The 21,870-nt window shown below is 43.1% G+C and carries 20 protein-coding genes; 11 read left to right on the top strand and 9 right to left on the bottom strand.

Annotation, left to right across the window (positions count from 1 at the left end; translation table 11 throughout):
* Positions 1-17 precede the first annotated feature (17 nt).
* From ACYVGZ_RS15490 to rpoE, 5 genes are read right to left on the bottom strand one after another with little or no spacing between them, the layout of a single operon-like run.
* Positions 18-1,424, bottom strand: a complete 1,407-nt coding sequence (locus ACYVGZ_RS15490) for a DegQ family serine endoprotease (protein ID WP_460757616.1) — start codon at positions 1,422-1,424, stop codon at positions 18-20.
* Between the two features lie 60 nt (positions 1,425-1,484).
* Entirely contained in the window at positions 1,485-1,952 is a 468-nt protein-coding gene (locus ACYVGZ_RS15495; protein WP_460757619.1) for a SoxR reducing system RseC family protein, read from the bottom strand.
* Entirely contained in the window at positions 1,949-2,908 is a 960-nt protein-coding gene (locus ACYVGZ_RS15500; RefSeq protein ID WP_460757621.1) for a MucB/RseB C-terminal domain-containing protein, read from the bottom strand. The genes ACYVGZ_RS15495 and ACYVGZ_RS15500 overlap by 4 nt, the downstream gene beginning before the upstream one ends.
* A 4-nt stretch (positions 2,909-2,912) precedes the next feature.
* Positions 2,913-3,545, bottom strand: coding sequence for a sigma-E factor negative regulatory protein (locus tag ACYVGZ_RS15505; protein ID WP_460757623.1), 633 nt, complete (start codon positions 3,543-3,545; stop codon positions 2,913-2,915).
* Positions 3,542-4,135 carry an RNA polymerase sigma factor RpoE gene (gene rpoE, locus ACYVGZ_RS15510; RefSeq protein ID WP_460757625.1) on the bottom strand — a complete coding sequence of 198 codons (594 nt, stop codon included), beginning with the start codon at positions 4,133-4,135 and terminating at the stop codon, positions 3,542-3,544. Before rpoE ends, ACYVGZ_RS15505 begins: the two co-directional genes overlap by 4 nt.
* Before the next feature lie 270 nt (positions 4,136-4,405).
* On the opposite strand from rpoE, the gene nadB reads away from it, so the two are divergent.
* Positions 4,406-5,998 carry an L-aspartate oxidase gene (nadB, locus tag ACYVGZ_RS15515; protein WP_460757628.1) on the top strand — a complete coding sequence of 531 codons (1,593 nt, stop codon included), beginning with the start codon at positions 4,406-4,408 and terminating at the stop codon, positions 5,996-5,998.
* Between the two features lie 8 nt (positions 5,999-6,006).
* Here the strand turns inward: nadB and ACYVGZ_RS15520 are convergent, their stop codons facing one another.
* Both ACYVGZ_RS15520 and ACYVGZ_RS15525 read right to left on the bottom strand, forming a co-directional pair.
* Positions 6,007-6,288, bottom strand: coding sequence for a hypothetical protein (locus ACYVGZ_RS15520; protein ID WP_460757631.1), 282 nt, complete (start codon positions 6,286-6,288; stop codon positions 6,007-6,009).
* Between the two features lie 121 nt (positions 6,289-6,409).
* The gene (locus ACYVGZ_RS15525) at positions 6,410-6,685 is read right to left on the bottom strand and encodes an FAD assembly factor SdhE (RefSeq protein WP_460757633.1); all 276 of its coding nucleotides are present in this window, start codon (positions 6,683-6,685) and stop codon (positions 6,410-6,412) included.
* A 328-nt stretch (positions 6,686-7,013) separates the two neighbouring features.
* Between ACYVGZ_RS15525 and ACYVGZ_RS15530 the strand changes: the two genes are divergently transcribed.
* The 9 genes from ACYVGZ_RS15530 (at position 7,014) to ygfZ (ending at position 19,242) form a co-directional block, all read left to right on the top strand.
* Positions 7,014-8,333 carry an ABC transporter substrate-binding protein gene (locus ACYVGZ_RS15530; RefSeq protein WP_460757636.1) on the top strand — a complete coding sequence of 440 codons (1,320 nt, stop codon included), beginning with the start codon at positions 7,014-7,016 and terminating at the stop codon, positions 8,331-8,333.
* Between the two features lie 97 nt (positions 8,334-8,430).
* Positions 8,431-9,291 (top strand): carbohydrate ABC transporter permease, encoded by an 861-nt coding sequence (locus ACYVGZ_RS15535; RefSeq protein ID WP_460757639.1) that lies wholly within the window; start codon positions 8,431-8,433, stop codon positions 9,289-9,291.
* 10 nt (positions 9,292-9,301) lie between these two features.
* The gene (locus ACYVGZ_RS15540; protein ID WP_460757642.1) at positions 9,302-10,132 is read left to right on the top strand and encodes a carbohydrate ABC transporter permease; all 831 of its coding nucleotides are present in this window, start codon (positions 9,302-9,304) and stop codon (positions 10,130-10,132) included.
* Positions 10,133-10,150: 18 nt separating this feature from the next.
* Positions 10,151-11,245: an ABC transporter ATP-binding protein gene (locus ACYVGZ_RS15545; RefSeq protein WP_460757644.1), complete on the top strand. Its 1,095-nt coding sequence runs from the start codon at positions 10,151-10,153 to the stop codon at positions 11,243-11,245.
* A gap of 1 nt (position 11,246) precedes the next feature.
* Entirely contained in the window at positions 11,247-12,680 is a 1,434-nt protein-coding gene (locus ACYVGZ_RS15550; RefSeq protein ID WP_460757647.1) for a mannitol dehydrogenase family protein, read from the top strand.
* Positions 12,681-12,803: 123 nt separating this feature from the next.
* Positions 12,804-13,700 carry a helix-turn-helix domain-containing protein gene (locus ACYVGZ_RS15555; protein WP_460757649.1) on the top strand — a complete coding sequence of 299 codons (897 nt, stop codon included), beginning with the start codon at positions 12,804-12,806 and terminating at the stop codon, positions 13,698-13,700.
* 220 nt (positions 13,701-13,920) lie between these two features.
* Positions 13,921-17,277, top strand: a complete 3,357-nt coding sequence (locus tag ACYVGZ_RS15560; protein ID WP_460757652.1) for a PAS domain S-box protein — start codon at positions 13,921-13,923, stop codon at positions 17,275-17,277.
* Positions 17,277-18,275, top strand: a complete 999-nt coding sequence (locus tag ACYVGZ_RS15565) for a response regulator (RefSeq protein ID WP_460757655.1) — start codon at positions 17,277-17,279, stop codon at positions 18,273-18,275. The genes ACYVGZ_RS15560 and ACYVGZ_RS15565 overlap by 1 nt, the downstream gene beginning before the upstream one ends.
* Positions 18,276-18,345: 70 nt before the next feature.
* A complete protein-coding gene (gene ygfZ, locus ACYVGZ_RS15570; RefSeq protein WP_460757657.1) occupies positions 18,346-19,242 on the top strand; it encodes a CAF17-like 4Fe-4S cluster assembly/insertion protein YgfZ in 897 nt (298 codons plus the stop codon).
* Here the strand turns inward: ygfZ and ung are convergent.
* Both ung and ACYVGZ_RS15580 read right to left on the bottom strand, forming a co-directional pair.
* Positions 19,232-19,933 (bottom strand): uracil-DNA glycosylase, encoded by a 702-nt coding sequence (gene ung / locus ACYVGZ_RS15575; protein ID WP_460757660.1) that lies wholly within the window; start codon positions 19,931-19,933, stop codon positions 19,232-19,234. The two genes, ygfZ and ung, sit on opposite strands and share 11 nt — an antisense overlap.
* A complete protein-coding gene (locus tag ACYVGZ_RS15580; protein ID WP_460757662.1) occupies positions 19,934-20,812 on the bottom strand; it encodes a phosphotransferase in 879 nt (292 codons plus the stop codon).
* Positions 20,813-20,909: 97 nt separating this feature from the next.
* Here ACYVGZ_RS15580 and hexR point away from each other — a divergent pair, with 97 nt between their 5' ends.
* Entirely contained in the window at positions 20,910-21,776 is an 867-nt protein-coding gene (gene hexR / locus ACYVGZ_RS15585) for a transcriptional regulator HexR (protein WP_460757664.1), read from the top strand.
* The last annotated feature ends 94 nt before the right edge of the window (positions 21,777-21,870 follow it).

Raw genomic sequence — 21,870 nt, forward strand, 5'->3', positions numbered from 1 at the left:
TTCTCATTTTCATATGGTTATTCCATGATTTTGAACGGGATAAACATTGGATAGCCATCCCTAATAACACGCATAGGCACAGATCGATTATTTGGAACGTCCTGAATAATACTTCTAAATTCAGCCACGCTCTCAATGCGCTTACCATTTAGCATGGTAATGACATCCCCTTGTTGCAGCCCGTTTCGTGACGCTGTGCCACCAATGACTTGCTCGACCACCACACCATTTTGGATATCGTAGCGTTTAGCTAACTCATCACTTAGCTCACCAACCGTCATGCCTAGTCGATTTAACTCTTGTTGTGAGTTCCCAGCCAAACTATCATCCGCGCCACGCGCTTCTAATGTAATACGCAATTCTTGCTCTTTACCGTCACGGTAAATAACCGTTTTAACCTTATCGCCAGCTTTCATTTGGCCAACCACATACGGCAACTCCCCAGAGTGCTCAATGCTTTCACCATTGAACGACATAATAATGTCACCCGACTGCAGGCCAGACTTTTGAGCAGGTGAATCCGCCAAAACACGGCTAACTAAAGCACCATGTGGTCGATCTAAACCAAAGGACTCGGCTAACTCATTATTTACATCTTGAATCAGCACCCCCAACCAAGCGCGAGAAACTTTTCCCTCGGCTTTCAATTGCTCAACAACCGACATAGCGACTTTGGATGGAATAGCAAACGATACGCCCATAAAACCACCTGAGCGAGTGTAAATCTGCGAATTTATTCCGACCACTTCCCCATCTAGATTAAACAGCGGGCCGCCTGAATTACCAGGATTAATGGCAACGTCTGTTTGGATAAAGGGGACGTAGCTGTCGGACGGTAAGTTACGCCCAGTTGCACTGACAATCCCTGCGGTTACCGTATAATCAAAACCAAATGGAGACCCAATCGCCAACACCCATTGGCCCGGTTTTAAATCATCCGACTGGCCCATGGTAACCGTTGGTAGATTCTCGGCATCTATTTTCAACAAGGCTAAATCCGTTCTGGGGTCTGTCCCCACCAATTCTGCCGTGTACTCACGTCGATCACTTAAACGAACATGAATAATATCAGCACCGTCTATGACGTGATTATTGGTTAAGACATAGCCATCATCAGAAATAATAAAGCCCGAGCCAAGAGAGCTACGCTGTCTTTCCTGCGGAGCAGGCTGACCAAAAGGCTGCTGGCCAAAGAAATGGCGGAAAAATTCGTTCAATTCCTCACTATTCGGAGGAAGCTGGCGACCATCACCACGTTGCGCCGCTTGTTTCACGGTTTGCTCTGTGCTGATGTTCACGACAGCAGGGGACGCCTCTTCCACCAACTCGGTAAAGTCGGGTAGCTGCGCCGCTTGCGCCAACATAGAAAATGACAAGCTGATGCTTACCAATACTATGCTCATGTGTTTAAGCAATCTGTTCATTTATTGGTCTCCTTTTCGTACCAAATTCATTACAGTGCCAGGTGAAGTCTGGTATTTTGTTCAGGGCGAAAATACGTGAGGTATTTGCTGTTCCTGAGCCGTTTCAATTCTTAATACTTTCGGGTAGAAGTCTGGATTATTACGCTCTTTTTCTGATTTTCTCTTGGCCAGCCATATCCCCGCCACAAAGCCAACAATGGACAGCATGACAGCACTCAATGTTGAGCCCTGCCATAACGCAGGAAATACAGCACCCAAAATCAGGCCTAGCAAGGGAACGAGATACATCCATATGGATGCTTGTAACAAGGTGTCCTCAGGAACACCTATCACCACCTTTTGACCTACTTGAACATTTAACGGATCAATGGCGGTCATTAGCATACGATTAGAAGAGGAAACCTGAGCAATTGCATGGTGTCCACAGGCATGACGAGCTCGGCAAGCGTTACAACTACTTGTGCGAATGGTTTCAACTTGTGCAAAGCCCCGCTCTGTCGCGAGCACTTTTCCACTCTCTTCTATCATGATTTTACTCTTGGCATTAATACTGACATCAATCTTGTGATTGTTGCCTGAGGGACTTCGCCCACCATGGTTAACAAATAACGCTGACCATTTACCATGATGGTTTTTTCTCCGGCTCGGGTCGCTCCCATATTCATAAACTGCAAAGGTTTACTTTGAGAAACCGGCTCGATAAAAATCGATAAACTCACCATGCCGTCAGAGATCAGCATCATGTTTGCACCTTGTTCCATCACTCGCACATCAGGCCAAACCAGATCAAAGCCCGGTGGCATCCAATCAAATTTCCAATTGTTGGCCGCAAACTGGAGTTGCGCTTCCTCAAGGTGCTCAAAATATGCTTCTTTTTTGGGGACAAAATCATTTGGTTTCAAGTCAGGAGAAAAATTTACCGAAGTAAATTGCATTTGCTCAAGAATACTCCCATCCAAGCCCAATGTGACGTGCTTTAATAAAAAGTTGTTGGTCGCATCTAGCCAAAATTCATGAGAGTAGCGATATTCATCTCTAGGCTGTAAACGAATTACGACCGCATTTCGACCCGCAATGCGTTGCTCCTGCTCTCCCAAAATAGCATGGTAGCCTTTTGTAAGTTGACTCTTCAATAACCCCTGAAAACGAGTCAGTGTGGGTAAATTCGGGACAGTAGTAGAAGCACTTTGCTTGTCTGGGTACACACAGATAACGCTGTCACCAACTCGAAGCACTTCAATTCTATTTCCATCCAAGTCAATTAAGCTCTCATAGCCTGTGCCATTTAAGTATTGATGACGCACACGAATGCTGTTCATATGCTTAGAACTGCTGTGAACAAACACGCCTTCATAGTCTAATTGGGCAAAAGCATGGGTCATCGCATCAAGCCGGTCCATCGCAGAATTAGCAAGACTTGCTTGGGCAAAACCTGATGCCAGAAAGCTTAAGATTAAGCAGCAAACTGAAAAAGCAGCCTTCATATTGTTACTCGCCTTCACTGTCTTTTTTGAGCGTAAAATTAACAACCCTTGCCATGGGTATCATTCCTTGCCCCACCGTTTGAGTCGCCTCTTCTGTATGGGCTCGCAAGTAGCTTTGTAAACGCGCAGAATTAATAGACAGATCATCAGCTTGGCTCTGTGCGACAAGCTCTTGTGTTACATTTTCATCACTCTTGAAAGTTTCCGCCAACGTGGGAGACTGATCGCTAGGAGCTAACAATACATTGCCCGTTAGAACGACAACAAAGGCCACACTGGCCGCCACAGCAAAACCCGAAGCAACTGCCCATTTTGTCGACACACTTTGTTTCTCACTAGACTCTGCAACTTGTTGTAGTGAAACCACTTTAGCAGAGCGTTCCAAAGTTTCCTCTTCTATAATTGCTTGACGTACATTAGCAATAAGGCTGCTGGTTTCGATTAGACCTCTATCAGATCTAAATCCCTGCTGCTGAGCAGAATAATGCGCTAGCTGTTCTGTAAAAGCTTCCTGTTGGGCCTCGTTTTCTGACATAACAGCCAAAAGAGCATCGATATCTTGCTCCGATGCTTCGTTATCCATCAAAGCAGACAGTCTGGCAGAGTGTTCCTGTGATATCAGCTTAGATGTTTTCATGTATCTTCTCCTTTATCCAAATAAGGATAAATATATTTTTCAACGGCTTCACGAGCACGAAAGATTCGAGACCTCACCGTCCCTACTGGGCACTCCATAATATGGGCAATTTCTTCATAACTTAGACCGTCAAACTCTCGCAGCGTTAAAGCACTACGTAAGTCTTCTGGCAACATACTGATGGCCTTATGTATCGCTTTTTCTAACCGATCACGGTTTAACGACGCGTCAGGAGTAGCCACATCCATAAGTGCCTCGTCGTGGCTGTAACCGTCATCATCGTCCAGCGCCACATCTCGAGAAGGGGGACGGCGCGACTGACTCACTAAGTGATTTTTCGCTGTATTGACTGCAATCCGGTACAGCCAGGTATAAAAAGCACTCTCCCCTCTAAAATTCCCAATGGCTTTATAAGCTTTTATAAAACTCTCTTGGGCAACATCGAGAGCCTCGTGTCGGTCCTGAACATAACGTCCAATAATACTGATCACTTTATATTGATATTTAGCAACGAGAAGGTCATAAGCATGCTTATTACCTTGCTGTACTTTTTCTACTAATATCTGATCAGAAGACGTCTCATGGGGCATAGACACCTCTTACCAAAAATTTCATCCTATGTGTCCTTGCTCTTATAACATTGACAACTTACTGTTCAACAAGTTCACTCTACTTTTATATTAAAATAACAAACTTAGTGATGGCGCATGACATTCCGAGCAAAGCATATTTTAAGTCACTCCTGAATGCAGTATTCTTAGTTAAAGGGACGACATAACAACGACTACCTAAAAGCATTTCGTCCTTTAAAACCATTACAACAATACTAACACTATTTCACTTATTACTAGACAGAAACAATGAGCCAACACTTTCAGCACGATATTGTCATCATAGGGGCAGGCGCGGCAGGACTCACCCTTGCTCTAGAGCTTGCCAATCATAAAAAGGTTGCTATCCTCACTAAATCAGACATTCGTGAAGGCTCCACTCTGTATGCCCAAGGGGGCGTCGCGGCAGTACTTTCCGAAAAAGATACGATTGACTCACACATTCAAGACACGATAAATGCAGGTGCTGAGCTGGGTAATCCAGAGGCGATTCGTTTCACTATTGAGCATTCAAAAGCGAGCATTGACTGGTTAATTGAGCAAGGTGTGCCCTTTACCCGCAATGAAGAAAATGACAACTACCATTTGACTAAAGAAGGTGGTCACAGTCATAGACGTATAATTCACAGTGCTGACGCAACGGGTAAAGCAATTTCAACCACCTTAATTAAAAACGCCCTCAATCACCCTAATATTGAGTTTTTCCCAGATCGAGTTGCGATTGATGTCATTACCACCCACAAATTAGGGAATACAGTAGAGCCAAATAAAGCAATTGGGTTATATGCTTTTAACATAGCCACAGATTCGGTTGATGTTTTTCATGGTCAGCACATCACACTAGCTTGCGGTGGCAGTAGCAAGGTATACCTTTATACTAGCAACCCTGACACGGCGTCGGGGGATGGCATTGCAATGGCTTGGCGCGCGGGTTGTCGAGTCGCCAATATGGAATTCAATCAGTTCCATCCAACTTGCCTATACGATGCCAAAGCCAAAACCTTTTTGATTTCAGAAGCCGTTCGGGGTGAAGGTGGCAAGTTACGCCTTCCTGATGGAACACGCTTCATGCCTAATTTTGATGCTAGAGCTGAGCTGGCTCCAAGAGACATTGTTGCCAGAGCGATAGACCATGAAATGAAACGCCTAGGCATTAACCATGTTCTGCTAGATATTTCCCATAAGGATGAACATTTTATAAAAGAGCATTTTCCAACCATTTATAAACGTTGCTTGGAATATGGTTACGACATGACTAAACAGGCGATCCCTGTCGTACCTGCCGCCCACTACACTTGCGGTGGTGTGATGGTCGACAATAACGGTGCGACAGACATTCAAAACTTATATGCCGTTGGAGAAACAGCCTACACTGGCTTGCATGGCGCAAACCGATTGGCCAGCAATTCTTTATTAGAATGTATCGTCTACGCTCGATCGGCGGCCACTCACATTTTAGCCAACCAGCAAGCAACGAATACAGTCACTATTCCAGACTGGGATGAGACTCAAGTTACAGACTCTGATGAAGATGTAGTGATCGCTCACAACTGGCAAGAACTAAGGCGTTTTATGTGGGATTATGTGGGTATTGTTCGCACCGACAAACGTTTACTAAGGGCAAAACATCGGGTTGATTTATTGCATTCTGAGATTCACGAGTTTTATACAAACTACAAGATCTCAAACGACTTACTAGAACTGCGCAATCTGGTGACCGTAGCTTACCTCATCATTAAGTCAGCAATGGATAGAAAAGAAAGCCGTGGATTACACTACACGTTAGACTATCCTGAACGCCAAGACAGCTCTACCCCCACTGTTTTGACGCCTAAATCCTGATAAAAGAGTTATTTTTCCTTATTCTGTTGGCGCATCAGTATTTGCTGAGCGCCAAATGACCTTAAAATTTGGTAACTAACTCTGTCTAAACCATCCCTATAAATAGCAATATATGGATTCCATAACCTCACTGAGTCATTTTTATCATAAACCCTTGCGATGAGCTGGAAGCCATTCACACGCACAAATTCAAGCCTGTTGCGTTGTCCTTTATACAGTAAATACGCACCACTTTCATCTATCCCCACTCTGTAGCGCGCACGCAGCGAAATCAGTAGATAAACCAGCACAAGTCCTGCGCATCCTATTAAAAGGGACACCCTTAACTGAGGTGAAAAACGATAAATGTTCAAAGACAAGATGCAGCACACTAAAAGCATGAGCCACAAACAGGCACTTAACAAAGACCACTTAAGCTTGGTAGTTTTCAGGTTGCACACGGGTCAAAATAATATTAACAATGCGAGCTAGGTCAGGATCCTCAGGCACCTCTCTCTGCATAAACCAAGGGAAAATTTCTTGATCTTCACACAATACTAACTTGTTGAACCTTTTCTTATCGTCCTCCTCCAGTGTTTCAAACACATCTTCTAGAAAAGGCTCTAACAAGACATCTAACTCCAACATGCCACGTCGGCAATGCCACTTTAAACGTTGAAATGTCATTGAGATATCGGAATTACTCATTCATTACTCCAAGAGATAACAGCTTCTAAAAGAGATTATACCTCCTTAAACTGACTTTAGCGCACAATTGAACCACAAGTTTTACAATACTTTTTTGCAGTTACATTAGCAAAAAATCAATTACATAGAGCAAAAAAAGTTTACAGAGATATTTTTTTTCTCATATAACCCCATAAAACAAACAGACAAAACAAAAAAGTATCAATATCAAATTTTTATGTATTAGCTGTTCATTTAATGAGTCATTTATATTTACCTAACGCTTGATATAAACAATTAAGTGTTAGGTAAAACATAAAAACAACTACACCCTTGAAGGGAGAAACCTATGAAAAGCCTTACTAAGAATGCCGTAACTCTAGCGGTATCTTTATCTACAGCAATGACTGCAGCCAGTGCTTTCGCACAAACTGAAATCACAATTGCCACTGTAAACAATGGCCATATGATTGAAATGCAGAAATTGACGCCAGTTTTTGAAAAAGCCAATCCAGATATTAAAGTTAAATGGGTAACTCTTGAAGAGGGTGTTCTACGTCAGAACGTCACCCAAGATATCGCCAACAAAAGTGGCTTGTACGATGTCATGACTATCGGTATGTACGAAGCTCCTATTTGGGGTGAACGTGGATGGTTACGCCCAGTGGATACAAGCGGCGCATACGACAAAGAAGACATTCTACCTTCAATCCGTGACGGCCTTTCTTACAATGGAACCATGTTCGCTTCCCCATTCTACGGTGAAAGCTCAATGGTTATGTACCGCAAAGACCTTGTAAAAAACGCTGGCATGGAGATTAACGACCGTGATTCTTGGGAACACATTCGTGATGTTGCCGCAGCGGTAAACAACCCAGAAGAAGGTATTTACGGTATCTGTCTTCGTGGTAAAGCTGGCTGGGGTGACAACATGGCGTTCATGACGACCATGGCTAACTCTTTCGGTGCTCGCTGGTTTGATGAGAACTGGAAACCACAATTAGAATCTTCTGAGTGGAAATCTGCCGTTAACTTCTACGTTGACCTACTAAACGAGTACGGTCCTCCAGGTTCAAGCAGCAACAGCTTTAACGAAAGCTTAGCTCTATTCAATGCTGGTAAGTGTGGTATGTGGATTGATGCGACTATCGCCGCGTCTTTTGTAACTGACCCATCACAAAGTAAAGTTGCTGATCAAGTAGGCTTCGCGCAGTCTCCTATTTCTGTAACAGAAAAAGGGGCTAACTGGTTATGGTCTTGGGCTCTAGGCATTCCTGCCGCTACGAAAAATGCTGATGCAGCACAAAAATTCGTACGCTGGGCAACGTCTAAAGAGTACATCGACCTAGTGGGTGAGACTAATGGTTGGGCAGCAGTGCCAACAGGTACTCGCGCAAGTACTTACGCGAACCCTAAATTCCAAGAAGCAGCGGTGTTTGCAGAAGCTGAACTAAAAGCAATTAACTCTGCTAACCCTTCGGATAGCACCTTGAAACCGTCTCCTTATGTAGGTGTACAGTTTGCTGCCATTCCTGAGTTCCAAGCAATTGGTACTACGGCTGGACAAATGATCTCTGGCGCCCTTGCTGGCAGCACCTCAGTAGATCAAGCCCTAAAATCAGCGAATATTTCAGCTGATCGTCAAATGCGTCAAGCTGGTTACTACTAGCCAACGCTAAATAGGAAGTAGGGCTCCCCTACTTCCTATATTTACTGCCCGCCTAGTACTAAGGCCTATATCCTCGCTTATCATAAGGGAACACACTATGAAGCGCTCAATTACTCGCTTATTGATGGCGCCATCCGTCATACTATTATTGGTCTGGATGATAGTTCCACTATCAATGACCATTTATTTTTCAACTATTCGCTACAACTTATTGTACCCAGGCAACAATAACTTCGTCGGCTGGATGAACTTTGAGTTCTTCATTACGGACCCTGGATTTGTGGCGGCGGTTGCCAACACACTAATTTTATTACTATCAGTGCTGATCATCACTGTGGTTTTAGGGGTGGCATTATCAGCACTTATCGACAAACCATTTTTTGGCCAAAACATCGTTCGAGTGTTATTAATTTCTCCTTTCTTCATCATGCCAACGGTTAACGCCCTAATCTGGAAGAACATGATGATGAATCCGGTATACGGTATTTTTGCCTGGATATCACAGAGCCTCGGCCTAGAACCCATAGATTGGCTTTCTGACTTCCCTCTTGCCTCCATCATTATTATGGTCAGTTGGCAGTGGCTACCATTTGCAATCTTGGTTTTTGTGACAGCCCTTCAATCCCAGGACACTGAACAAAAAGAAGCCGCGCAAATGGACGGTGCAACAGGTTGGCATATTTTCCGTTACCTTACTATTCCACACTTGGCTCGCCCAATTGCGGTTGTGATCATGATCGAAACGATTTTCTTACTGGCCGTGTTTGCTGAAATCTTTGTATCCACTGGCGGTGGTCCAGGTTACGACAGTACTAACCTTGCATACTTAATTTATAACCAAGCACTACTTCAATACGATGTAGGTGTGGCATCTGCAGGTGGTTTATTCGCAGTGTTGCTGGCCAATATCGTTGCCTTTTTCTTAATTCGTGCCGTCGGCAAAAATTTAACGGTGTGAGGTAAATAAGATGACTCTTAATCAACAACGCAAACTCAAAACTCTTATCACAGGTACCTGCTCATGGCTTATCGCCTTGGTGCTTTTCTTTCCGATTTTTTGGATGTTTATCACGTCTTTTAAAACGGAGTTACAGGCGATCTCTATTCCACCCGCTCTGTTCTTTGAACCGACCTTGGAAAACTTCTCTGTGGTACAGGAGCGTAGTAACTACCTTCACCACGCTATGAACTCGGTAATTACGTCATTCGGCTCAACCTTGATTGCCTTGATTATTGCGGTACCAGCCGCCTACTCTATGGCTTTCTTTCCCGGTAAGAAGACGAAGGACATCTTGTTATGGATGCTCTCTACGAAAATGCTACCTGCTGTAGGGGTACTCGTACCTATTTACATCCTTAGCCGTGACTTTGGCCTATTGGATTCACGCTTAGGCTTGATCATTATCTTTACCTTGATGAATCTGCCTATCATTATTTGGATGTTGTTCTCATATTTCAAAGACTTACCAAAAGAAATACTAGAGGCTGCCCGCATGGACGGTGCAACACCTTGGGATGAAATAGCAAAAGTAGTATTGCCGTTATCTGTAGGTGGTATTGCCTCAACTGGACTTCTATCCATTGTTCTATGTTGGAATGAAGCCTTCTGGTCTCTTAACTTAACAGCATCTGAAGCGGCCCCACTAACAGCCATGATTGCTTCTTACTCAAGCCCTGAAGGCTTGTTCTGGGCCAAACTATCAGCAGCTTCGACACTGGCTTGTGCCCCTATCGTTATCTTTGGCTGGTTCTGCCAAAAACAACTTGTCCAAGGCCTCACCTTCGGTGCCGTAAAATAATTATTAGGAAGAAAGATTATGAGTTACTTAGCGATTACAGAATTACAGAAACACTACGACAGCTACCACGCTCTACGCGGTATCAATTTATCCATTACAGAAGGTGAGTTCGTTGTTTTCGTAGGGCCATCAGGCTGTGGTAAATCTACTCTACTGAGAACCATTGCCGGATTAGAAAGCTCTACAGGCGGAACAATTGAGCTCGATGGACGTGACATCACTGAACTAGCGTCTTCGAAACGAGACCTAGCCATGGTATTCCAATCTTACGCCTTGTATCCGCACATGACGGTGGCCGATAACCTATCTTTTGCACTTCGTCTGGCTAAAGTGCCTGACGAAGAAATTCAAGAAAAAGTTCGTTCGGTGTCAGCTTCATTACAGTTGGACGCATTGCTAGAGCGTAAACCTAAAGAGCTGTCTGGCGGACAACGTCAGCGTGTTGCCATTGGTCGTGCCATTGTTCGCCAGCCTAAAGTCTTTCTTTTCGATGAACCTTTATCGAACCTAGATGCTGCTTTACGTGTTCAAATGCGCTTAGAACTGGCTCGCCTGCACAAGAAATTAGGTACAACCATGATCTATGTAACACACGATCAGGTTGAAGCGATGACACTGGCTGACCGAGTTGTTATTTTGAATGCTGGCCAAATAGAGCAAGTAGGAACCCCTCTTGAACTATATCGTCAACCCAACAGCCGCTTTGTTGCAGAGTTCATTGGCACACCAAAAATGAACTTGATGCCAGTTGACCAGATCGTTCGTGAAGGTGATCAATTACAACTGAAACTATTAGGCAGTCAGGTGAGCTTCCCTGAACAACGTCTACCCGGCCAAATCCCAAGCTCTGTTGTCTTAGGTATTCGTCCAGAACATATGACTCTGGTTGAAAGTGGTGGGCAGATATCAGGCATTGTTGAGCTTATTGAACACCTTGGTTCTGAAGCTTACGCTCACATTCAACTCAATAGCGGTCAAACGATCATTGTAAAAGCCTCTGCGCGCAGTGAATTGAAAGACGGTCAGGCGGTCAACATACAAATAGATGAGTCAGAAGTGATCTTATTTAATGAAAACGACCGAGTTGTTTCTGTGATTCCTGAGGAAGCATAAAATGGCAAATTTTCTTCAAGCGAACATTAATTCTGAGCAGCTCTCTGCTCAGAATTACAATAAAGAAGACATTACGTCAGGGGTTATTCACCTAGGTGTTGGAGCCTTTCATCGCGCTCATCAAGCAGTCTATTTTGATCGCCTGTTATCGCACCCAGAGCAAAAAAACTGGGGAATTACTGGGGTTAATATTCGTCCACAAGATAGCGATGCTTTTGCGAAATTCATAGCCCAAGATGGAGAGTATATCTTAAAGACAATGTCCCCTAATGGTGACTCTGTTTACGAACATATTCGCTCCTTAATAGAGCAAATTGATGGTGCTAAAGAGCCTGAAAAAGTTGATCAGGCTATGGCCAATAAGACAACTCAGCTAGTGACCTCCACTGTTACTGAAGGTGGCTATTACCTAGACGAGAACCGCCATCTAATGCTGGATCACCCGGCGATTGCAGAGGACATTGAAGGTGCGCGTAATACCTTATATGCCTTTTTATACGCAGGATTAAAGCTTAGAAGCTCAACTTGTGGTGCTAAAATCACCCTGCTTTGTTGTGACAACCTGCGCCACAATGGGCACTTACTTAAAGCAGGACTGATGCAGTTTATTGAAGCTAAGAAAGATCAACAACTTGCCTCTTGGGTAAGTGAGAATGTTTCTTTCCCTTGCTCCATGGTGGACCGCATAACACCGAAACCCAACCAAATTCACAATGATGACGTTAGCCAACGTTTTGGTATGACGGATGACATGACCGTCATGGGAGAAGATTTCATCCAATGGGTTGTAGAAGACAACTTTGCAGGAGAAAAACCCGCCCTTGGTCAGGTCGGAGTCCAACTGGTTGCTGAAGTCGACCCTTTTGAAGAAGCTAAAATTCGTATTCTGAACGCTGGTCATACTTGTGTTACTTACCAGGCCGCCCTAAAAGGGCTTACCTACTTTGATGAAGCAATGCGAGACCAGGAGCTTAAAAGCTACTTCGAAGGCTTTGTTGCAGAAGACGCCATTCCAGCCTTAGGCGAATCTATTGTTGACTTACCGACCTATGCCAACATCATTGGTCAGAGATTTAGCAACGCCAACATTGGTGACACAGTGGAAAGAATATGTGGTGACGGCTACGCTAAATTTCCGATTTTTGTCAGGCCGACACTAGAAGGTATATATAAACTCGGTAAGAAGCCGACTAAGACACTCCAAGGCATCGCTAGCTGGTTTACTTTCATTCACTTGTTTAACCAAGGCAAAACACATATTGGCTACCATGAGCCGAATATGGCCAGTGTTGAAGCCTTCTTAGACAGTGAAAAAGGGCTTGATAACTTTATATCGGACACTTTCTTGTGGGGAGACTTAAGCGCAAACCACCCTGAATTTAGTCACGACCTAAAAAGTGCCATTGAATCCAGCTTAGCAACGTTCAGTCGCTAACAATGCTATGGTAAAATAAGCAGTGATGGGGGCTCTCATCACTGCTTATCAACCATGTATTGTTGATAATAATATAAGCAATGGAAGGTTATTCTGACATTGTAAAACCAGGCGATTAATACTATGACTCAAATTATCAAACAATCCGCTCCCGAATACGAAATTGCTGAAGGTCATGTTGAGACCATCCGCTATCAAGAGCACGGCTTCCCAAGTGACTTGATTCGTTGGCATGCCCATGATGATTATGAGCTACATTTTATTGTTGCCACCAGTGGTAAAGTTTTCGTAGGAGACTACATTGGAAACTATTCCCCTGGCCAACTTATTTTAACTGGGCCACGACTTCCCCATAACTGGATCTGCCAGAATGACCAAGGTGCTGTACAACTTAGAGACATGATCATCCGCTTTGATCATGAGTCTTTTTCGGATGGAATGAAAATCATCCCAGAACTTGCCGAAGTACTGCCTATGCTTAATCGTGCTAAGTCTGGCATAGAGTTTATGAATATCGACCCTGAAGAAATCAGGGAGCTATTCAGAGAGGTTAAGCACACCAAAGGCTTACAACGCTTAATTGTGGCTTTGCCTTTCTTGCAAAAACTGTCAAAGAGCCCTGACTATCGACTACTGTCGACAGTACAGATTGACTTAAAATCTAATGAAGCACTGCAAAGCAAAATCAATACCGTAGTAGACTACGTTTCCCAAAACTACAGCCAAGACATCAGCTTGTCGAGCGCTGCCAGCCTAGTAAATATGTCTGACAGCCACTTTTCCCGCTTTTTCAAAAAAGCCACTGGAAACCGCTTTATTGAATTTGTGAATCGCGTACGCGTTAGCCGAGCATGCAGCTTATTAACAGAAACAGATCAACAGATTGCTTCAATTTGCTTTCAAGTCGGCTTTAACAATGTGGCAAACTTTAATCGACGCTTCCATGAGCTTAAAGGTGTAACCCCTAGAGATTTTCGCGTTCAAAGCAATGTAAGGCTAGAGCGAGCAATCACTCACTAGTTAGGTCAAGAGTTAGCGCTAAACGGCTATATAAGGTTACCCCAAGCAAGCATGTCTTAATGCCTAACCAGTAAATGGCTCTTATAAGCTTTTTAATACGCTAGCTTGCAAGTAGCTAAGTGAATTACTTGACTTTAAGGTCAATGTAACTTTAAGTAAGTGTAAAAATCATACATAATTGTTTTTTATACTACGCTACTAGAGACGGTGATCTTATATTATGAATTGGTTACAAAGCTACTTTGTGTTTGACACAAGTGATCAACACGTCATGCTAGGTACTTACGACACCATTTTAGTATGCGTTTCCATCTTTCTAGCGATTACCGCTTCTTTCTTCGCATTGCGTTTTGCAAGCGTTGCTAAACACATTGTTTTGCGAAGTCACAAAAACATTGCACTCATCAGTGGCGCTTGTGTCATGGCAGGCGGCATCTGGAGCATGCACTTTGTCGGCATGCTTGCCTACGATATGGGGCATGCAGTAGTCTACGATCCATTCTTAACGCTAGTTTCAATTGCGCCATGTATTCTAGCGGCTTACATTGCGTTGAGAATCCTTATTCTCCCTAAAGTTACTCCTCTATTAATTATTCTCGGCGGTACATCCGTTGGCGCTGGTATTGGTAGTATGCACTATATAGGAATGGCTGCCATGGAGATGGGCGTCATTCTAAGATATGACCCGTTATGGTTTGGTTTTTCTATTGTCATTGCAGTGGTGCTAGCGATTCTTGCCTTGTCTGTTCGCCATTATATTCTTGAGAAACACCCTGATCTTAATATTAATATTACCAATACAATTAGCGCCCTAATCATGGGTACAGCCATTTCTGCGATGCATTATGCTGGCATGACAGGTGCTCGATTCATAATGGATATGTCTCACCAAATGGCTGAAGTAGAACAAGGTGTCGATACGAAATTTCTCTCGCTCGCCGTTTCTATTATTACTTTATTAGTGTCCATTCTCGCTACAAACATCACCTCTCAGCTTCGTTATCGTCAGTTATTAATAGAGAAAACATCGGATGAATTAAGATTAAAAACAACGTTAGATACAGCAATTGATGGCATTATCACCATTGACCACACTGGCTGCATCCGAGCTTTTAACAAAGCTGCCGAGACAATTTTTGGCTGGCAGGAGGCGGAGGTTATGGGTAAAAATGTGTCTATGCTGATGCCACAACCCTATCAAAAAGAACACGACAGTTACCTTAGCAACTTTCATAGAACAGGCAATAAGAAAATCATAGGTTCTGATCAAGAAGTAACGGCGATAGACAAAAAAGGCAAAGTATTCCCAATTCGCTTAGGTGTCGGGCATGTTGAACTAGAAGGTATGAAACCACTTTTTGTCGGCTTTGTGACAGACATTACAGCCCGCAAGGAAATGGAAAGAAAAATAAGGGAAAGCGAAGAACAATATAGTTCCCTGATTAAGAATATTCCTGGCGCTTCTTTTCGTTGCCAAGCAAGCGAAAAATGGAAAGTTATTTTTATCAGCGAGGCCGTCGAAGAGCTATCTGGCTGGAAGGTGCAAGACTTCTATCAAGGTACCATTACTCCCAATCAACTTATCCACCTCGAAGATCAAGAGCGTACCCAGAACACGATCCAACAAGCAATAGAAAATAAGAGTGTTTATACGGTAGAGTACCGTTTAAAACACAAGCATGGGCACTATATTTGGGTGTTAGAAAACGGTTCGCTCGTCAAAGATGACGACGGAGAGAGTTGGGTTGACGGTGTCATCCTTGATATTTCTTCAAGAGTGGAAATGGAAGAAGATTTACGAAAGGCAAAAGTCAAAGCTGAGGCCTCTGCAGAAAGTAAATCAGCCTTTTTGGCCAACATGAGCCACGAGATTCGCACCCCTATGAATGCGATTATAGGCTTCTCTGACATCTTGCTAGAATCTAACTTAACTGATGATAACAAGCGCCATATCAGTACCATCAGTAAATCTGCACGCTCTTTACTGCATTTATTAAATGACATTTTAGATAGCGCTAAACTGGACAAGAATAAGCTTGAATTAGATGAACATGTATTTAGTATTCACGACACCGTCGACAGTGCAATATCTACACTTTGGCTGCAAGCTAAAAGTAAGAACCTGGACCTTTCTTTCAACATAGCAAACGACATTGCTAAAGCCTACTACGGGGCTGGTGACCGTATCCGTCAGGTTTTGATGAACCTGCTTGGCAATGCCATCAAGTTTACAGAGCAAGGTAAGGTTACTCTCGACATTACAAGAACTCACGACCAACTTATTCAGTTTACTGTGCAAGATACAGGCATAGGTATTGAACAAGAGCGTCTCGATAGCATTTTTGACCCCTTTACCCAAGCCGACGCATCTATGAGCCGTCGCTTTGGTGGAACAGGACTTGGAACCACTATTTCTAAACAGTTAGTAGACCTGATGGGGGGAACTATTAGCGCTCACAGCACGATCGGAAAAGGCAGCACATTTAGTTTTTCTATACCGCTTGAGGAAAGTCAATTACCAAGTAAAAAAGCGACTAAAACGATTGCTAAGCTATCACCAAAAACCGTGCTTGTTGCAGATGATGTAGAACAAAACATTACTCTTTTGGAAATCATTCTGAAACGCCACAACCATACTGTATTTAAGGCTAGCAATGGGTTAGAGGCAATTGAAACCTTCCTTTCGGTTAAGCCAGATATCATTTTAATGGATATTCAAATGCCTAAAATGGACGGTTTATCTGCGAGCAGAGAAATTCGTAAAATTGAAGAGCAGCAAAAACTAAAACCGACACCTATTATTGCCTTAACCGCCAACGTGCTTCTAGAAGACAAACTCGAAGCTCAGGATGCAGGCATGGATGGTTTTGCTAACAAGCCAATCGATGTTTCTGCCCTTACGGAAGAAATGGCAAGAGTTTTAAATACAGAGCTTATTCTGGAAGAGCTGTCCATAGACTCGACAGAAACAGTCGAGAAGAGCAGAAAGCAAATCCACCTAAATAAAGCTCTTACATTATGGGGAGAGTTACCTATATATCTCACTGAGCTCAATCGTTTTTACGAACTGAACCATCAGTTTTCTGCTAAGTTACAAGCTGGAATTGATAATCAAGCATTTGATGAAGTAAGGCAAGCTGCTCATGCCGTGAAAGGCTCATCGAGTAATCTTGCTCTTTTAGAAGTGAGTCAAAGGGCCTTAGAAATAGAAGAGTCAGCCAAAGCCCTAGATGGAATAGCTTGTATCAATGCACTTCAACTCTTTACCCAAGAATTTAATGATTTTAGTGAAGAGCTAGCAGAGCTTAAAAAAACCCACCCGATGGCTACTGAGGATGATTCCGGCACTTTGATCAGCACAATGTCTGAACAAGATGTGCTCAATCTAGTGCAAGATATTATCCGCTTAACTCATTCAGGCGAAATTGACGACAATAAACTAGAGTTATTGGTACAAGTGCTACCTGCGGAACACAAGCCACTTGGCATTGAAGCAAGTAATGCCATTGCTGACTTTGAGTTTGATGACGCTATTTCTCACTTAGAGCAACTTAACTCGATACTAGAGAGCAACTAATGAAATCAGGTTATCAGCCCCAGCCACGTATTTTATTGGTGGACGATGAGCCAACCAACCTACGGGTATTACGCCACATACTGCAAGACCACTACACGTTATCTTTCGCTCGCTCTGGGCAAGCCGCTTTGGATCTAGTCGAAAAGGAATCCATTGATTTGATTCTTCTCGATGTCATGATGCCGGACATGACAGGGTTAGAAGTCTGCCAGCAACTTAAGCAAAGCCCTAAACATAAAGATATTCCGATTATATTTGTTACTGCTCTAAGAGACTCAGCCGATGAAGAAACTGGCTTTAACATGGGTGCAGTTGACTACATTACTAAACCCGTTGTTCCAGCCATCGTACTCGCTAGAGTTAAAAATCATTTATCTCTGATTCAAGCAGCAGAACTTCATGAAGCGCATTTAGAGCTTATTCAGCGCCTAGTTTTAGCGGCTGAATACCGTGATAACGATACTGGTCATCATGTACAGCGCATGAGCCGATATACAAAAGAAATTGCCCTTGCTTACGGCTTTTCTGAAGTCGAAGCAGAACAACTTATGTTAGCAGCCCCAATGCACGACATTGGCAAAGTAGGAATTTCGGATCAAATTCTCCTCAAGCCTGACAGACTTACAGAGGAAGAGTTTTCTACTATGAAAGAGCACACTCGCATTGGTGGTGAAATTCTTGCTAATCCTCGTTCCGCCATCATTGAACTCGCAAGAACTATTGCTTTAACCCATCACGAGAAATGGGATGGTAGTGGCTACCCTAATGGTCTTGCTGGAGAGGACATTCCAATAGAAGGCCGCATAGTGGCAATAGCAGATGTATTTGACGCCCTGACCAGCAAACGCCCCTATAAAGAAGCATGGAGTGTGGAAGAGGCTATTCAGCTTATCAAAGAGCAAGCGGGCAAACACTTTGACCCAGCTTTACCACCATTACTCGAAGAAAAACTCAGCGACATACTAAGAATAAAAAATCAGTATAACGATGAGTGTTAAAGACCATTGAAAAACACAAAATTAGCATTATGTATGGAGGCACCTCTTCCTTTTGTGCTTGGAGCAAGTCATGACCTCACATTTTAAAGCTCTCGAAACACTGTTTGATTCTTCTGTAACAGCACTTGCGCCAGACCTTGGCATCATCCGAGTTTCAGGACAAGATGCCATTAAACTTTTACAAGGTCAGACCACCAGCGACTTCTCGACTCTCTCGGACACTAACGGTCTATACGGGGCATTATGCAATGTCAAAGGTCGTATCATTGCTAATTTCTTTGCTTTACTGCAAGACGAATCGGTTTTGCTAGTGCTTGATAAAGCACTCATAGAAAAAGTCATTACTCATCTGAAAAAATACGCTGTATTTTTCAAAACCAACATTGAAGACGGTAGCTCAGACTTTCATATTTATGAACATTTTGGACCCACTCAGTCAAATGAGCCAGATAACCATGAATTTTCTTTAGCTCTTAAAGATGATTGTTTACAAATACTGACCGCTAAATCACCAGTAGAAGCAAAATTCATGCTTTGCTCTGCAGGAAACGAGCTGCCCGTAGAAAACCCTCATCTCGCCCCTTTGTTACGCTTATCCTATGCCCGCCCACTAGTAACGCTTGAACAAAGTGAAAATGTTCTGCCCCAGTGGATAAACATGCAAAGTTCTGGTGGCATTAGCTTTACTAAAGGCTGTTACACTGGCCAAGAAATTGTGGCTCGTATGCAGTATCGCGGAAAATCGAAAAAACAACTTGCTCTCGTTCTGCTAGAGAATGAATTGGTTGAAGGGGCGAAACTACTGGATCAGCACGCTAAAGAAGCCATTCAAGTGCTCAACATAGCAAGTAGCGAAAACTTTTCTCTGGCTCAGGTTATCCTAAATTCATCACCAGAAGAAACTGGCCCCATCACTCTAGATGGCCAAGAAGTTAGGTACATTCCCCTTCCCTATGCTATTGATTAAATAAATCGGCTTGAGCCATATAAGCAGGCAATGACCAATCTATTGCCTGCTTACCTTGGCTTTGTAAATACTCGTTCGCTTTAGAGAAATGACCACAGCCTAAAAAACCTCTTCTTGCTGACAAAGGTGACGGATGCACAGTTTCTAACACACAATGACGTTCGCGATCGATAATCTGGCCTTTCTTTTGAGCATAAGCCCCCCACAAAAGAAATACCACGCCACTATGGTGTTGGTTAATGACTTCGATAATTTTATCTGTGTAAACTTCCCAACCTTTATTCTGATGTGACCCCGCTTTGCTTTCCTCTACCGTTAATATGCTATTCAGCAACAGCACGCCCTGTGAGGCCCAACTGACTAGATTGCCATGATTTGCCATGGGAATCTGTAAATCTGACTGCAGCTCTTTATAAATATTTAACAAGGATGGAGGGACTTTTATCCCAGGTTGGACTGAAAAAGCCAAGCCATGAGCTTGCCCCGCACCGTGATAAGGGTCTTGGCCTATAATCACAACTTTTAGCTGCTCAAAAGAGGTTAATTCCAAAGCAGAAAAATAACTTTCCTCAGCAGGATAAATAACCTTTCCCTGCGCTCTTTGGGTATCTAAAAAGTTATTTAATTCCAAAAAATACGCTTTGTTATGCTCTTCAGACAAGTAGGTTGCCCAATCATTAGGTAATGTCATTCATTTACTCAAGTGTTTATTAAAAGGATTCCACTGACCGCTGTGTTTGTAGCCATAATATCCTGAAAGAGAAGTCCTGTCCTTGTCATCTGTTATGTGCTTTAACAGCATCCAGGCCATCTCTCGCAAAGCATATCCCTTGATGTAAACCGCTAAATCTTGCTCTTTTTCGGAAAGATGGTTATGACCATAGTAATCAATTAACAGCTGTCGTGCTTGCAACTTCGAAAGGCTATGAGAGTGGACAACAACAGCGAAGTCAAAAAGAGCCTCTCCATAACCGGCATACTCCCAGTCAATAATAGAAATTGAGTTTTCATCAAACAAAATGTTTTTAGGGTTTAAATCGTTATGACAAAGCACAAAGTCAGACGCCCGCGGGGCGCACAAAGTGGAGCAGCACTCTTGTAAATAGTTAAGCTCAGATCGTAATTCAGAATGTTGAGGTAAGTGCCTATCTATTTGATAAAAAAATCGCTCCAGCCCTTCAAAAACATCATAAAAGCTCACCTGCTCTAATTGAAGCGAATGATAGTGCTGCATATGCTCAACTAACCTAGCTTGGCTAAATGCACTTAATCCAGCTCCCCATTCAGCTGTGTTTTTTTCAACGTATTGAGAAATCATATTCCCCTGCTCGTCATGCCACAGTAAAGCAGGAGCAATTCCCAAATCCGACACTGCTTTTAATACGCGTAATTCTGTTGTTCGGCTAATTTGAAATAAGCCAGTATCGATCCCCACTTCTCTAAGTATTAATTTGGGGCACTTGTCTGACAAAACCAAAAAAGTCTGATTGGTATAGCCCTCTGTTAGAAGAACCAGCTCAATTGACTGCGACTTTGGTAAAAGTGACTTTATGTAGTAAAAATACTTCATTTGTGGGTGCATTTTTATATCATTTTATTGCCAGAACCTTCACTGGCTGTCAGAATGAATAATAGGAATATCCAAGTCAATAGATTGAAGTAGATCAATGAATAAACACGAAGACATCATTCGTAAAATACAAGAGCGCTTAAGCACTTTAAGCAAGTCTGAAAGAAAAGTGGCTGAAGCCATTCTTGCTGACCCAAAGTCCACTATCCACTCTAGTATTGCCAAGTTAGCCGCAAGAGCTCAAGTAAGTGAACCCACTGTTAACCGTTTTTGTAGAAGCTTAATTGGCAGTGGTTTCCCGGATTTTAAAGTATCACTTGCTCAAAGTCTTGCGACAGGTACCCCCTATGTAAATTTAAATGTTGAGCCAGATGATGCACCAGGAGCGGTCACCAGCAAAATTTTCGAAGCAGCCAAAAACAACCTGACTCGGGCACAAGAGCTACTGCCTGAATCTTTGATTAGCCGTGCTGTCGACGTTTTAGCGCAAGCTAGGCGCATTGAGTTTTACGGGTTAGGCGCATCGGGGCCAGTAGCAAAAGACGCTCATCATAAATTTTTCCGACTAAACATGCCGGTTGTTGCCTACACGGATATCTTGGTTCAACGCATGGCTGCAGCGGGAACACACCCAGGTGATGCGGTCGTTATTATTTCTTATACTGGCCGAACTGTCCCTCTGTTAGAAACCGCTCGGGTAGCACGAGAAGCCGGGGCTTCAGTTATTGGTATTACCAACCCAAACTCCCCATTAACAGAGCATTGTTCGATCGTACTTCCTATTGAAGAAACAGAAGACACCGACATTTATACACCAATGAGCTCACGTATTGTCTACCTAACTCTCATCGACGCTCTGGCTACCGGTGTATTGTTAAAACGTGGGCCAGAGTTTAATGCACATCTGAAAAAGCTAAAACTAAGCGTACAAGATACACGTTTACCAAAAGAAGAAAAAAAGTAAGTCATTTTTCTCTGATAGCAACAACAAGAACGCTCCTTTTTGGGGCGTTTTTTTTACTTCAATCATTGCTTACCAAATTTATGACATTTAAACT

The organism is Marinomonas epiphytica (genome assembly GCF_054780655.1).